Genomic DNA, 14963 nt, shown 5'->3' with positions numbered 1-14963 from the left:
CTTCTGTTGCTGAGGGGTTTACAAATAGTAAATTCTCTCTAATTGTTCCTGAAAACAACTGTGTATCCTGAGTTACAAATCCAATCTGATTGCGAAGGTCATCGAAATGGATGGCAGTTTCATCTATCCCGTTATATAGGATTTTTCCCTCCTGCGGCCTGTACAGACCAACAAGCAGCTTCATGAGGGTGGTTTTTCCGGATCCGGAAGGTCCGACGAAAGCAATTGTTTCTCCCTTTTCTACAGAAAAGTTTATGTTTTCAATAGCTCTTTGCTGGGCTGTCTGGTGTTTGAAGCCGACTTTCTGAAACTGCAGATGGCCCACATCCCCAAGGTGTTTAGGATTAACGGGTTGTGGTTCGGGCGATTTATTCATGAGGTTGTTAAAGTTATTTAAAGAAGCCTCTGCTTCGCGGTAAGACAATATGATATTGCCAATTTCCTGGAGTGGCCCGAATACAAAAAAAGAATAGATCTGCATGGTTACCAGTTGGCCGGCATCCATGGTATGGCGGAAAATTAGCCACATGAGGATAAAAAGAATCACCTGCCTGAGTGTATTAACAAAAGTACCCTGAATAAAACTGATACTCCTGATCCGCTTTACTTTGGTTAGCTCCAGCCCGAGAATTTTATACGTGTTTTTATTTAAACGGTTTACTTCCTGGTCGGTAAGGCCGAGGCTTTTTACCAGCTCGATGTTGCGCAGTGATTCCGTAGTGGATCCTGCCAGCGAAGTGGTTTGTGAAACGATGTTTTTCTGAATAACCTTGATTTTTTTGCTGAGGAGGTTGGTAATGGTTGTTAATAGAAGAATGCCCGTGAAATATGCCACTGGTACGGCCCAGTGGATATACAGACCGGCGTAAACGCAAACAAAAAGCACCCCTACGAGTACACCAAAAAGGATGTTGATAAAGTAATTCATAAAACGCTCGGTATCTGTCCGAACTTTGCCAAGTACGCTTAGTGTTTCGCCCGAACGTTGATCTTCAAACTCCTGGTAAGGAAGTTTCATCGCATGCTGCAGGCCGTCAGTAAATACCTTTGCACCGAATTTCTGGACGATTACGTTCAGAAAATAGTCCTGGAAATTTTTGGCAAGACGACTTATCATAGCCACACCAATCGAGGCGAGTAGTAGCCAGAGAACACTGTTGTAGGGCTTTGTAAAGAAATCCTGCGAAGTATAACTGGCTGAATTGACTTTATAATCAAGAGCCAGATTAACGAGTTTTCCGAATATGATAGGATCCAGCAATGAGAAGCCTGTATTGATTGCTGCTAAAAACAGCGTAAGTACCACCAGCCATCTATGCGGTCTCAGATATTTGAATAGGATTTTCATCGTGCAAAGGTATGAGGATCGGGTGAAATCGACGTGGAGTGCCAATAAGGATAACATCGTCATTAACGATACTTCGCTTTTCGATGCCTCGCATATAATTGACTTAAGGCGATTGATATTCAAATGCTCAAGAGTAGGATGCAAGTCAATAACAAGGCTAATCGCCCCTGTTGAACCCTATCCGTCGCGGTTACCGATAAAAATTTAACTGTAACTTCACCGCTGCAATTATAAAAATTTAAGGCAGCCAACGGAATATGCGCCGGCAGCCGGATCTCGTGGCAGGCTATTCAAATCATCCCTCAAAGGAGCACGGGATTACTGATGCAACACCTGTGGCTGTTGTCGGGGGATTTGTAAGGTGCAACAATAATTAAGGGATAACACCTGAAATCTATAAACAGAACTTTAATGGTAGTGCGAAAAATCATAAAAAAAATACTGGACTTAGGTAAGTCACCCAATAAATATCTTAACAGCAGCAATTGGGAATACCAACAAAAACTGGTGGCACCTGCCTTACCTGATTCCGGTATTATCATGGATATCGGAAGTGGCCATAATCCCGTGCCCAATGCAAACATTTTAGCTGACTTCTATCCGGAAGATACGATTCACAGGGCCGCAAGCATGGTTGAGGACAGGCCAGTAATCGTTTGCTCAGTTGATCGTGTACCCATGTTAGATAAAAGTATAGATTTCGTGATATGTTCCCATATTGTCGAGCATGTCGACAGCCCCATTCGGGCGGGAAATGAGTTAGCCCGTATTGCGAAAGCCGGATATATCGAAACCCCTGCCTTTGGGAAAGATATAATTGTCGGTACGGGGGATATGCACAAATGGCAGATAGTCGAATTCGAAGGAGTTATGCATTTTTTTGAATATTCTGATCGGCAAAGGGAAGCGCATACTACATCACCAGCCATGCGTCTTTGGATAAGCCGTAATTATCATCCCTGGCAGGATTTTTTCTGGGATCGGCAAGATCTTTTTAATGCTATGCATCTCTGGGAAAATCAACCAGAGATAAGAGAATACAGGCGTGCTGGCAGTTCTCCTACATCTCTGAAGCCATGGGTTCCTGTAAGTGAAAGTTTATTACCTCAGACGAAACCTTTGCTTACACCAGCTGAGATCGATCTGGTCAGTAAGTGCCTTGCAACGCCTGACGGTAGGTTAGCAATGAATTTTCGGGACGGAGAATTTGTAAGTCCGGATGGCAACATAAGATACCCGGTACGCGGAAAAAGAATATATTTTGAGATGGCGAATGATAAGTAAACCGGTGAGTAATGATATGGAGGAAAGGAAGTTTTTCATCGTCGACATATCCCAATTTACATGTAAAAATGGCTTTCCCTTTTTCCGATATCTGTTGGCGGTATTAGGAAATGAAAAGGAAAAATATGGAGCATTTACCTCTAGTTAGCATTATAACCATTATATATAATGGCGAGAAATTCATCAGGCACGCCGTCGAAAGCGTGATTTCCCAGACTTATTCAAGGATCGAGTACATAGTAATCGACGGTGGTTCAAGTGACGCAACATTGTCAATTTTGGATGAATACAGGCCGTCAATAGACCATTTGGTAAGTGAAAAGGACAAAGGAATAAGCGATGCGTTTAATAAGGGACTGAAACTTGCGACAGGTGATCTGATCGGGATAATAAATGCAGATGACTTTTATGAAATTAACACTGTAGAACTTGTGGTCAACAATTTGGGTGACGCAGATGTGATTTATGGTAATCTAAGATTGTGGAAAGAAGGAAAACCCGACTTCATATTGCATGGAAATCATTCTTTCATTACTAACGAAATGACAATCAATCACCCTACCGTATTTATCCGCAGAAGTTGTTATGAAACCTATGGAGGCTTCGATGAAAAATACAAGTGTGCAATGGACTATGACCTTTTATTACGGCTTTACGTTAATAGCTGCAAATTCAGATATCTAGATGCAACATTGGCAAACATGCGGTGGGAGGGAATGAGTGATACCAATTGGAAGCTGGGATGCCAGGAAAGCCTGGCAATAAAAAACAGGTATTTACCTCAAAGAAAAATTAGAAACCGGCTGTATTATTACAAGCATATATCTGCGATAGGATTGCCAAAATTCCTACAGACACTCAACCTTGGGTTTCTGACTAAATTTTACCGGGAAAATTTTTCAAAAATTAAAAAGACCTATGATTGATCCGCCCGGGATTTAGAATAAAGCAGGATTAGCGGGAAAAAACAAGTTAATATCATTCCATACTGTCGCTCAAGAACAGATTCAGTAAAAAAGAAACATAATATTGTAATTGCCAGAACAGATTGAATTTTATCTCTGCTTTTAATGGTTGCATAACAAAAAACAAAACACCAGAACAGCAATACAGAAAGTCCGAGAAGCCCTGATTGAAGTGATGTTTGAAGAAATTGATTATGGCAATTATATGCCATGTAGCCATGGTCTCCCTTTCTTTCATCGCCCGCATACATATTCATGCTATGGTATTTACGTACGAGGTACTCCTGTGAACCAGCGGTGCCAACACCTAATACCCACGCATTATTTTCAGCCATTATTTCATAGGTGAACCGCCATAACAAAAGCCGGAATTCGAGACCGGTAAAAGAATTGCCCGGATTGAATTTGTCACTTTTTAGCACGTCTATATTGCCTTCAAACAGATTATTGAATCGTCGTTTGACAATGTTATCGGTCAGAAGTATTGTTGCTGATAATCCTCCCAGGATGATCAGCACTATAAGGATCTGCCGTTTTGGGAAACTATTATGGAAGGACTTTAGTAATAAAAATAACAACAACATTATTGTTATACTCAACATCAATTTCGATGAAAGAAGCACTGTTATGCCCATAAAGTAGCCGATCCAGAATAACATGAGCCAGCTTCTGTGGCGTAGCCATGTGATGTCCTGGTATTCGGTGGCTAAGAAAGCTATGGCAATCAGAATGAATGCGGAAAAGTACACTGCATGATGAGAAATAGGAGTCAATAGATCATGGTAAAAAAAGACACTTACATCATGTTGAGTAGAATATTTGTAAAATGCAACGATAAGGCAGAGGAGAGTGGCTGCTGTAAGGGTAATTGTGAAAACCATCAGCACCTTATTCCGTACCTGTCTGGTCAGAATAGTGCCTGAGCATAATGCCAGAGGCAGGACCAGGTAGCCAAGTTTGCTTTCAAGGTGCTTCCATCCACCAGCGAAAGAATCGGAGGTAAACAAGCCCGCAATATGAAGCAGGAAATACAAAATATATGCGATGAACAGGCGGTCGGTCCTTAACTCTCTGACCTGTGAGAGCGACCCGATGGAAAAAAGCCAGGATAAGATGAGGCCGATAATAAAAAGGCTGTTTAAATTCAGAATGGAAAATGTAATTGTTACAGCAATGCCATATAAACAGAAGAGCTGTAGTTTAGGAAAAAGAGAATGCCTATTTAGTTTTTCCATAAAGTGCAGAAATGAGGCATTTTTCTAGCTGATCAGTAATATGCTCCCAGGAATAGTTTTCAATTATTTTATGGTTGTTGTTTCGGATATAAGTTTGATAAGCAGACTTTTCAGGTTTTTTGTCAAGTATCTTTTTTACATCGGTAGATGTTCTGAAATAAAATGCATCTTTCTCAAGTACTGACCGGTTGAAAATATTGTCATGAGCTGCGATCAGTGCCTGTGAAGCCATCGCTTCAAGCAAAGATGGGTTTGTACCGCCAACTGAATGCCCATGAAAATATATGTGCGAATGATAACGAAGATTATTTAATAGTTCAAGATTGTACTCCGGTCCCCAAAAAAGAGTGTTCTCATCTCCATATTTTTGCTTTAGATAGGAGCCGAAGCTATTCTCATATTTACCGATTAAGATAAGTTTTTTAGTATGTTGCGAAAGCCGGTGTCCTTCAAGGATAAGCTCGATATTATTCTCTGGCTCCATTCTGGCTATCAACAAATTGTAGCTTTCTTTAGCAAGCTTATATTCATTAAGGACAGTCTCATCCGGTTGAGTAAATGGGGTAGCCCCATAGGGAATAAAAATAGAACGTTTCTTATATTTTGAGTAGACGTATCGTTGAATTCCTTTAGAATCAGCAATCAATTCATTGCTGTTCATCACTGCCCACTTTTCGGCCCTGAGCAGAAATCTTTGGACTTGTTTGGAATATTTCGTTCGTTTCCATTCAAGACCATCCATATTAGTAACTATGGCTGCTTTTTTAGGGAAGAATACAGACCAAACGCTACTGCTGGTATATCCCAGTTGCAGTATTACATCAAAGTTTCGCTTTCTTGAATCCAAAATACAGTTTAGATCATATATAAATTGACCTGCAGCGCCCAGGCTTCTTTCGGGATCGGGTTGAACTATCAGTTTCACCCCATGCCAGGTCGAAGCTTTGTACGTGTGCAAAGAGGAATTGTATACTGAAACATCGTGACCCCGGTCTACCAGACTTGGCGAGACAAATTCTGCGAATTGCTCAAATCCTCCATGTTGATTAGGTATTCCACGAGTTCCAATTATTCCAATATTCATATCAAAGTTCTCGCTTGATTTTTTTATATGCGCCAATGGTCTGTCTGGCGGTTTCGGACCAGGAATACTCAATCAGAATCTTTTGCCGTAGTTGTTCGTCAAAGGGTGCAGAAGCGGCCTGCTGAACAGCTGCAAATATAGAAAGAGGAGACGACGGATCGCAATAAAAAGCATAATTTTCGAAATACTCGGTTGTGTCGCCCTTATCCGTGATCACGACGTTACAGCCCAGATAGGAAGCCTCAAGAGTACTTAATCCGGTGGTTTCAAACCAACTTGCCAGGATATGCACCTTAGCCCTTTTATAATAACTGACAAGCTGGTCCTGTGGCAAATTTTCGATGAAGGTCACATTGGAGGCCGCCTGTTCTTTACAAGCCTGGAAGTATTTGGGTTGGTTTTTAGCAGGCGAACCGATAATATATAACTTAAATTTAGTTCCATTCAACGCACGAATTACATTCAATTGATTCTTGCGTCCCTCGATTCTTCCGACGCAAATAACAACCACGTCATCCCGCTCAATTTTGTTGTTTTCCAAATCAAAAAGCTCAGGGTCGATTCCATTCGGGATTTTAACATACGGTTTGGAAATTGCGTAGTGTTGCTGAAGTCTGTTATATTCACTATGAGAATTAGGCAGAAGCAATGAGGCCTTATCGATAACATACTTAACTGACCCACGGTGGCCCATCCATAAATATTCCGGACTGATTATTTTTTCTCCTTTCAACAGGAAACGCGCGATTACTTTCAGGTATTCGATGAAATCCGGAGGAAGGACGTTGAAGATTTTCCCAAGCAAACCTTTACGGTGATTTTTTTCATATTCACTGTAGTCGACGTAAATCGTGGAGATAACATAATCCTTGCCACTGGCTTTTATGTGAGCCAGAATATCTGCGGGTCGTATGATATTAAAAAAGTGGATGAGGTCATAATCTGAGTATTCAATTTTATCAATACAAAGTTTGATATCCACCTGAACACCTTCGCGTTCCAGGAATTTTTTCGTGCCGAGTACCTGAATTGTATCTCCACCCTTGTCCTCAAAAAGTGTAGCACGGGAGATAAATAAGATTTTCACAACAGATTATTTAGATGAATTTTTAATGGATGTCAAAGGAGTTTTTCAGTGTTTAACATATTGGCTTCATAAACATTTCGTTTGTTAAATTCCGGAAAAAGCGGACGATAAAATGCGAGAATCCAGAGAACATATTCTGCTATGTTCGTGATATAGCTTCCAGTGAACTGGTAGATAAAAACAAAAATAAAAATACTGAGCCTGTAGAAGTTTGTGTAGACTTTAGTCTTGAAGAAGAAGTATATTTCAATTACAAGTCTTACGAGAACTCCGGCAATTCCAAATGTGGCAAGTGTATCACCCACACTATTCGGTATGCCAATCTCGTCAACTGTAAAATTTGAATAGTTATAGAATTCCTTAAAAAAGTCCAATCCGATGAGCTTTGTCTGGCCTGGTCCGCTACCAAAAAGTATACTTTTCTCTGCGGCTATCTTCCATCCCAGGTAGAACGAGTCAAACGTTCGACCACGAAACGAGGTGTCTTTTCCAGCGAGGATATTGGCCATCCTTACGAAAAAGGAATTTTCGGGGAACAGCTCAAAAACCAGTGCAATAAATGACAGCATCAGTATTGCGCCAATGATGATTGCGGGGCGAAAGCTTTTCCGAAGCGAGAACAGTTTAATGTCAGACAGGAAGAGTATGGAAAATGTGAGGATGGTGCCCAAAATGATGCCGAATGACAACGATAAGATGATGGGAACTGCAATCAAAAGGAAGACGAACAATTTGTTTGAAACTTTTAATAACAGCATTTTTAGATAATAATAGAATAAGATAGGCACCAGGAGAATGGAATAATAAGAAGGCTCATATGTTAACATTTGAAGCCTTGATATTGATTGGACACCACTGGTAAATTGGCTGGTAAACCAGAATGTTGATCTGATTCCCGGAAACGGCAGCGCTATTAATGCGATTATAAGGAATACAACATTTATTAAGATCAGGCTCCTGAATAAATCAGGTAGTGACTTACATTCAACGAGGAACTGATAAAACGCCATACAGAATATGTACACCGACATCAGAAGAAAATAAGATTTTATGTAGGCTGATACGTCTACTCCATTCATGAAGTGAATTATCATGATTGGAATGGAAGCGAAGCAAAATATCCAAAGCTTATTAAAAACCGGATACTTTATTAACCATAATAAAAATAAAGGTGTCAAAAGTGTGGTGTACAACAAACCTATAGGCAGTAAGAAGCTGTTTAAAAAGAAATAAATGATTGCAATCGGCAAAAATCGATTTATATGTACATCCTTATTCATTATTATTGAACCTCGTTTGTATTTGTTTAGCCGGCACCCCGCCGAAGATTTTATCCCTCGTATAATTACCGGCTGTCAACACAGACCCGGCAGCTATGATACATCCATCTTCTACGATCACACCATCCAGCACCGTCACTTTAGCTCCTATCCAGCAATTCCTGCCAATTACGATACCGGCGTGAGAAACTCCCTGCAGACGTATGGGAGAGTGAGGGTCTTTGTAGTTGTGATTCTCTGAATGAAAGCTCACATAATTCCCGATAATTGTATCGTCTCCAATAGATATCCCCCCTGCGCAGCCGAAGAAATTGTGTGAACCGAGGCCGACATCATTACCAACTTTCAAGCCTTTGCCAAGTGTTTGAAGGTTGCCAGTACATTCCACAGATGAACTTCTGCCCAGAGACACATTATTTCCGAAGGTAATCCCTTCCTGAGAAAGAGCATCAATGAAACAATCACGTTCAATCGTGTTTGAGGTGCCAAAATATATTTTTCTGCGACACCTGATAATGACGTTGGAGCCTATAAAAGGCGCAGACTTATAGTTGGTTCTGCTTATTACCCCGCGAATCTTCATCCGTACTCTGGTAATAGCAAGATTCCACAAATACCCGTCCGGTATGTTTGAATCGATCCGGTATTCACGACCCTTGAGTTTGCTTATGTATTTACTTAATAATTTTGCAAGCACTGCAGCAGGTTCTAAGGTGTAAAAAGTTTGTGCTTTTATCTGAGTTATGAATGTAGCTCATTTAATAGCCATTTAGCAGATCAATCACTTTAGACACATCAGCTTTCGTATGAAAAAATGATATGGGTAAACTTAATGTCGTCTGGTGTATCTTTTCAGCTATGGGTGTTTCTGTCTTATCCAGGATACCCTTCATTGCTTTTTGCCGGTTCGGTGCAACCGGATAATGTATTTCTGTTTTTACGCCATGTTTCAAAAGATAATCTTTGATCTCATCTCTTTTTTCATGACGGATATTATAAATGTGATAAACGTCGAAATAGTCTGCTGAAATTACTGGTTTGATAAAATCAGATTTCAGGCCTTCCTGATATAGTGAAGCCAAATCTCTTTTGTGAAGGTTTATTTTATCAAGATGCCGGAGTTTTACTGAGAGAAACGCTGCCTGCAATTCATCTAATCTCGAATTATACCCGACTTCTTCGTTGTAATATTTCGTTTGTGAGCCATAATTTCTCAGCATGTTAATGCTTTCATACCTCGCGGCGTCATTGCAGCTTACCGCTCCGGCATCTCCTAACGCACCCAGGTTTTTTGTGGGATAAAAACTGAAAGCTCCGAAATCGCCAAAGTTACCGGCTTTTTTACCTTTAAACATTGCGCCATGTGCCTGGGCACAATCTTCGATAACCGTTAAATTATGCTTCTTCGCCACGGCCACAATTTTGTCCATCTCACAGACTTTGCCATACAAATGAACGACCATAATCGCACGTGTTCTGCCTGTTATTTTTTCTTCAATCAGGGCGGGATCAATATTATAAGTATTGATATCGGGCTCAACCAGTACCGGTTTTAATTGATTTTGTACGATGGACAGTATCGTCGCAATGTAGGTGTTTGAAGGAACGATAACTTCATCACCAGGATCAAATGCACATGACTTCAATGATAAAATCAGTGCGTCGAGGCCATTTGCAACACCCGAGCAATAGCTATTCCCGTTGTAGGTGGCGAACGAGTTTTCAAATTCTTTCACTGCATTCCCCAGAATATACCAGCCACTGGACAAAACGTTCTCAAAAGTTTCCCGGTAATCACCGAAAAACAGTTCGTTTGATTTCTTTAGGTTTTCGTAGTCAATCATTTTGTATATGGTTCAAATATGTAGTCATTCTGGTCGAAATATTCGGAAGCCAGGACCATTAAGATAGCGTTAGGTGTAAAGTTATCCATTGTATGCCAGTCCTCTGTTTCCAGGATAAGGCATTTATTAGGCGCATTTAAGTGATAGCTTGATTCTTCTTTTCCATTATTGTTATGAATACTGCACGAGCCTTGCAGGCAAATTGCTGCTTGTATGGTTTTTTTGTGTCGATGACCCCCACGGACGGAACTATCGACTCCGTATATATAGAATATCCTCCTGATTTCAAAAGGGATGGTTTTTTCGATTACGGTGAGATTTCCTCTTTTATCTGTAAACGTTTTTAAATCTATCAAATAGGACATGATAATGTTTTATTGTTGATGTAATCCAGGGGTTCGGCAACGTCATTTTTTTAAACCTGGGGCTGGTGCTGTTATAAGTATTTGATAGCTAAACCTGGCATTGTTGCCATTAACTTGTTAAATTGACTTTGACGTGACGGGCACGAAGATTTTCGGTTTTCCATTTTTTAGACAAATTGAATTAGGTAAAGCTAAAATTGGTAATAATGCAGGTGATTTTTCAGGTCAAAATTTCTTTTCTTAACGACATATTCAGGATGCTTCCTGATCAAAAATGCGAATTCCTTAAGATATTCCATTACCCTCCAAGGTCTTCCCGGGCTTACAGTTCGTGCACCATTCGGATCAATGGAAGCAGCAGGTCTCGTGCGGGATTTAATTTCATTAAGTTTGTTGACATAGGGAATATAAAACAGCGATTTTACAGAGTGATCAATGTGATAAAGCGCACGGGTAAAGTGAGCGGTGTTGTCGGTATAGAATTTCAATCCGTGAAAATGAAAAAAAATAACAGGTAATTTTTGCTTTGTCTTCCTATCCGTCAGTTCTATAGAATTCCCGGATTTACTGAATGTATATTGTTGAACATTCCATGGCGCAATCCCTCCACCCCGATGTTGCAGAACATGTGTCTGTGGAAATCGGGTTGGCCAGTCATCCAGATATTTCTGGTCTCCAAACTTATTGTCTTCAAGGTAAGCATGACACCATTCAATGCAACGGTCTCTCCACCATGTCAATGCACCCAGACCATGTTCATTGTTTTTGAAACAAACAAATTGAACGCAATAACGGCCATTTTCCTTTGCTGTGTCGTATTCCCGTGTGAAATAGTGATCTGTAATGAGGATCGATTTCTCCTTCATCTCTTCAAATAATACGATCGGGTTGGCATAAAAGAAAATGTCGGAATCCACATATGTGCAGGACGCCAGGTTGTAAGTTTTGATGCAATAAAGAATGATCGAAGGTGTACAGGTCCAGCAATACTCTGCTTTAGTTCGGGTTGGCTTTACCGCCAGGAGCGCCGGGTCTTCAAACTGATCAAGGGATATTACTGTCTGGTGCGGCAAAGCAAGGTCTGTCAAAAATTTGTAGGAATTATCATCGAAACTCACAATATATAAATGAAATTCCGGACAGTTGTCTACCAGTGATTGATAGAGAGCCAGCCCCCTGGACATATAATTCGAATCATAAAGAGTGCAAAAGTTAATCATGGGAATCTCTGAATATTTTCTTAATCTGCCTTTTGACTATTCTGAAGGGTGTTTTCTTTTTTTCTTTCATCAGGAGATTCCAAACGAATTTCCGACATTCAGAAAACAAGTCGTCCTTGTATCTTGAAAGGGCGGCGTCCATTAACTCCAAAGCAAATCCATATTGTTTATCAAGCACAGAAAAAATATACAGGAGAAGAAAGTCTCGCTCCGATTTGAGTGGTGGTTCTTTCAAATAATATAGTTCTGCCCACCCAGGCGATTTTCGAATCACACGCTTTCCATAGAATGCACCAATTTCTTTTGCATAATCCGAACGTAGTCTTTGAGTGCCTTTCACATCCATTCTCGATAACCAAAAACCTTTGTCATGCATTACCTGCATCACATCATATAGTTTGTCCTCGCCTTCGTAGGCGTCCAGTATCCCTGGCTCAAATTCTGCACATAGAACATTATCCCGCAATTCACTTGTCAGGCTGTTGAACAGTCTTAGGTCAGTGCCCTGCGTATCAGTTTTGAACCAATCTATATAGTTCAGATCGAGTTGCGCTAAGGCGGATGTTAAAGTAACAACCGGTAGTTTGGCAACCCTGGTAATTTTAAAAAGTTCACTAAAACTCCAGGGTGCAAGTTTCTGGCCGGCTGGTTTGAGTAAGCTCGAACAAAATGGTGAATCAGTAAGATAGAAGTCGCTTTCTGTTCTTTCATCGGCTACTACTATACGATTGAAGGAGATCAGCCGCTTATAGGTTTTATTGGTGTCTTCAGAAATCCTGAATTCCCTGTCATCTGCGTCAAATGCTATACAAACTGAGTAAGATGCAATCTCTTTCCATTTAGCGTTGATTTCCCCTGAAGCTCCAATATCAATTAAAACTGGTGGCTTGTTCTCAAAGTAAACTGACTCCAAGACTTTTTGGATAATTTTCATTTTCTTTTTTTCGTTTCAGCGAAAAGTCCACGATATCTGATTTTCGTGCCATCTACGTAGATATATGACTCGTTATCGTATTCTGCGATCAAATTATACTTTTCTTCGATGATGTGTTTTATTTTTTTGTACGTCAATAGCCATGCTGGCATCGTTGCCGGGTAGATAGAAGGTGGCACCCGTTGGATGACCAGCCTGTCTTTGTCTTTGATATTGTATGGCGTATTATCAATGACGACGAAACGAAAACCACCTTCCAGTAACCGGGATAACATTTCGTATGGCTTCTGAAGATAAGGAAGTGTACATGAAATTAAAAGGATGTCAGCCTGCGCCCCCGTCTGTAAATATTCCTCCAGGGTATAGAAAAATTTTAACCTTTCATCCTGAAATGTAGATTTACCTTCCCTGACAAAAAGTGGTTGTTCTATCACATTCCAGGTTACTTCCGGCAGTTTATCAAGAATTGTTTTGTTTTGAAAGTAGGTACTGCCTAAGGATCCGCCGAAGTCTACGACATTGAGTTTTCCGCCATTTACTGCGGCTGCGAGTAACAGGGATGAAAGAAGAGGGTAGGAGTATTCTATTGTGTCAAAAAGAACTGAATCCCGTTCAAAAGCCGCTTTACCATCTTTAACCTGGAGAATTGCATTTTTTACTTTTTCTAGAATCTGCTCGGAATCATAACCAGACGATAAAGAAGACGCTTCTTCCCAAGTTAAATAATTTCCCTTCCATTGATCCACTTTCATTTTTCTCAAAATGCTAATGATAAGGGGTGGTATAAATTCTTTTATCGCTGTGTTCATTTTGTGATATTCATTTATTAAGCTTCCAAAAAGTCAGGGCATCATACAGTTTCAAAGACAAAAATGAAATTCAAGGTGGAAATCCTAAAGTTTGATATTAAGAGTCCCTATGCTTCTCCAACAAATCGGGGTAGGAATGATGGTGCTCAGAGTGACTTATTAATGGTGCTAATCGTGCTTACTGAACCAAACATCGCCTGAATCGGTATACCTGTTTTCTCAGTCATGTAACCTCGTATCTACTGAGAGCTCCTTGATAAAAGCGGCCAGCAAACCTAAGAGAAGACCGATCAGCACCCCCAGAATGATCGTTGATTTCAAGCTCAGCATATATGTAGAAACAGGAGGCTTCAATCCGTCAATGAGGGTTACTGATTTATTTCTCGTGTTTAACCAATTTGTAATAAATTGTTTCTGAACCATAAGCTCATTGGAATGCTGATATATCTTGGCCGGGTCGAATGAATTAATGAAATAAGTCGAATTGATTTTTGAGTTTCCCAGGAACTCATTGTAGTTTCTTTTCAAAGTGTCAAGTTGGTTCAACTCTCTGTCTATGAACTTCAAATGATCAATATACGCTGCCTCCTGGGAACGTTTAGTAGCGAACGAATAAGGATTGGAATTGAGATAGGTTAACATTCCTCTTTCCAGGGAATCGTGGAGAACATCATTTGCCAGGAAAAACACAATCTTAATAGGCAGGTTAAGCACCTTTGAAGTATCACTTTCGAGCGGTTTTTCATCAATTCCCACTGCTTCGATTCTTATGATATTTGCGACACCACTTTCCGGCATTTTAAGTTCGGTCGCCAATCGTGCAGTTGATCGTGAGAGGGCAAGAGAACTAAGATTCTTAATTAATTCGCCATAGGCTTTTTTCGACAGGTCACTGTATTGAATCAACATTCCGGCTTCATAAGATCTTGGAGCCAGGTAGTATGATAAGCCGGCGGCCAGCGCTCCGATCAAAAGAAACGAGATCACAATCAGCACATTGTGTCGTACTGACCTGCCAATAAAAGTAAACGATTTATAAATTACCCGAGCGAACCCCGAAACAGCAACTTTGATGCTGTGCAAAGAAATGTCATCATTGGATTGGATTTGATTCTCAGGCATAATGTGGTGAGAAAATTACTTGAAGGTTTTGAAAATTGGCTGTAAAAATAACAAACTTGTTGATATAAAAGGCGCTGTCCACGGGGAATTTTGGCGTTTTATCTTTAGGGCTCCGGTTCCAATATTTTCGGACTCCCGGTAATTTTTCAAACTACATCTGCATTTTAAGGAAATAGGTAGTTACCCCTACAAAATAATTCGGTGAGATGCAACGTTCTAAGGTCGCCTTTTGTCATTTACCAATCAAACTTATGAAAAGCAAATAGTTAGTCTTAAAAACCTGATCGTGTTAAATGTGCCATCTGCCATCGTCGCTGAAAAAACGGTTGTAGGTTAGTGTTAGGACGTTAATTTTTGCGTTTTAAACCCGAAGTCCGATTTCTAAA

General features: G+C 40.3%; 14 protein-coding genes. 2 read left to right on the top strand and 12 right to left on the bottom strand.

The window, feature by feature from the left end; genetic code table 11:
* The coding region (locus tag ACX0G7_RS24950; RefSeq protein ID WP_458926260.1) for an ABC transporter ATP-binding protein at nt 1-1348 on the bottom strand (1348 nt) is incomplete at its 3' end.
* 411 nt (nt 1349-1759) lie between these two features.
* On the opposite strand from ACX0G7_RS24950, the gene ACX0G7_RS24945 reads away from it, so the two are divergent.
* Entirely contained in the window at nt 1760-2632 is an 873-nt protein-coding gene (locus ACX0G7_RS24945; protein ID WP_458926259.1) for a methyltransferase domain-containing protein, read from the top strand.
* Between the two features lie 125 nt (nt 2633-2757).
* Complete coding sequence (locus tag ACX0G7_RS24940) at nt 2758-3558, top strand: glycosyltransferase family 2 protein (protein ID WP_458926258.1); 801 nt, start codon at nt 2758-2760, stop codon at nt 3556-3558.
* Here ACX0G7_RS24940 and ACX0G7_RS24935 read toward each other — a convergent pair.
* The 11 genes from ACX0G7_RS24935 to ACX0G7_RS24885 form a co-directional block, all read right to left on the bottom strand.
* On the bottom strand, nt 3549-4832 hold the full coding sequence (locus ACX0G7_RS24935; RefSeq protein WP_458926257.1) for an O-antigen ligase family protein: 1284 nt from the start codon (nt 4830-4832) through the stop codon (nt 3549-3551). The genes ACX0G7_RS24940 and ACX0G7_RS24935 overlap by 10 nt on opposite strands.
* The gene (locus ACX0G7_RS24930) at nt 4816-5916 is read right to left on the bottom strand and encodes a DUF1972 domain-containing protein (protein ID WP_458926256.1); all 1101 of its coding nucleotides are present in this window, start codon (nt 5914-5916) and stop codon (nt 4816-4818) included. The genes ACX0G7_RS24935 and ACX0G7_RS24930 overlap by 17 nt, the downstream gene beginning before the upstream one ends.
* 1 nt (nt 5917) lies before the next feature.
* Nucleotides 5918-7003: a glycosyltransferase family 4 protein gene (locus tag ACX0G7_RS24925; RefSeq protein WP_458926255.1), complete on the bottom strand. Its 1086-nt coding sequence runs from the start codon at nt 7001-7003 to the stop codon at nt 5918-5920.
* A 32-nt stretch (nt 7004-7035) separates the two neighbouring features.
* A complete protein-coding gene (locus ACX0G7_RS24920; protein WP_458926254.1) occupies nt 7036-8082 on the bottom strand; it encodes a hypothetical protein in 1047 nt (348 codons plus the stop codon).
* A 193-nt stretch (nt 8083-8275) separates the two neighbouring features.
* A complete protein-coding gene (locus ACX0G7_RS24915) occupies nt 8276-8980 on the bottom strand; it encodes an acyltransferase (protein WP_458926253.1) in 705 nt (234 codons plus the stop codon).
* 61 nt (nt 8981-9041) lie between these two features.
* Nucleotides 9042-10127, bottom strand: a complete 1086-nt coding sequence (locus tag ACX0G7_RS24910; protein ID WP_458926252.1) for a DegT/DnrJ/EryC1/StrS family aminotransferase — start codon at nt 10125-10127, stop codon at nt 9042-9044.
* Nucleotides 10124-10492 carry a sugar 3,4-ketoisomerase gene (locus tag ACX0G7_RS24905; protein ID WP_458926251.1) on the bottom strand — a complete coding sequence of 123 codons (369 nt, stop codon included), beginning with the start codon at nt 10490-10492 and terminating at the stop codon, nt 10124-10126. The genes ACX0G7_RS24910 and ACX0G7_RS24905 overlap by 4 nt, the downstream gene beginning before the upstream one ends.
* Nucleotides 10493-10683: 191 nt before the next feature.
* Entirely contained in the window at nt 10684-11712 is a 1029-nt protein-coding gene (locus ACX0G7_RS24900; RefSeq protein WP_458926250.1) for a hypothetical protein, read from the bottom strand.
* Entirely contained in the window at nt 11705-12646 is a 942-nt protein-coding gene (locus ACX0G7_RS24895) for a class I SAM-dependent methyltransferase (RefSeq protein WP_458926249.1), read from the bottom strand. The genes ACX0G7_RS24900 and ACX0G7_RS24895 overlap by 8 nt, the downstream gene beginning before the upstream one ends.
* Nucleotides 12643-13455: a methyltransferase, TIGR04325 family gene (locus tag ACX0G7_RS24890; protein ID WP_458926248.1), complete on the bottom strand. Its 813-nt coding sequence runs from the start codon at nt 13453-13455 to the stop codon at nt 12643-12645. The genes ACX0G7_RS24895 and ACX0G7_RS24890 overlap by 4 nt, the downstream gene beginning before the upstream one ends.
* Nucleotides 13456-13674: 219 nt before the next feature.
* Entirely contained in the window at nt 13675-14577 is a 903-nt protein-coding gene (locus tag ACX0G7_RS24885; RefSeq protein ID WP_458926247.1) for a hypothetical protein, read from the bottom strand.
* Nucleotides 14578-14963 lie beyond the last annotated feature (386 nt).

It is taken from the genome of Flavitalea antarctica (assembly GCF_054461535.1).
The sequence above is the reverse complement of the archived record's forward strand: the minus strand, read 5'-3'. Positions and strand labels throughout refer to the sequence as shown.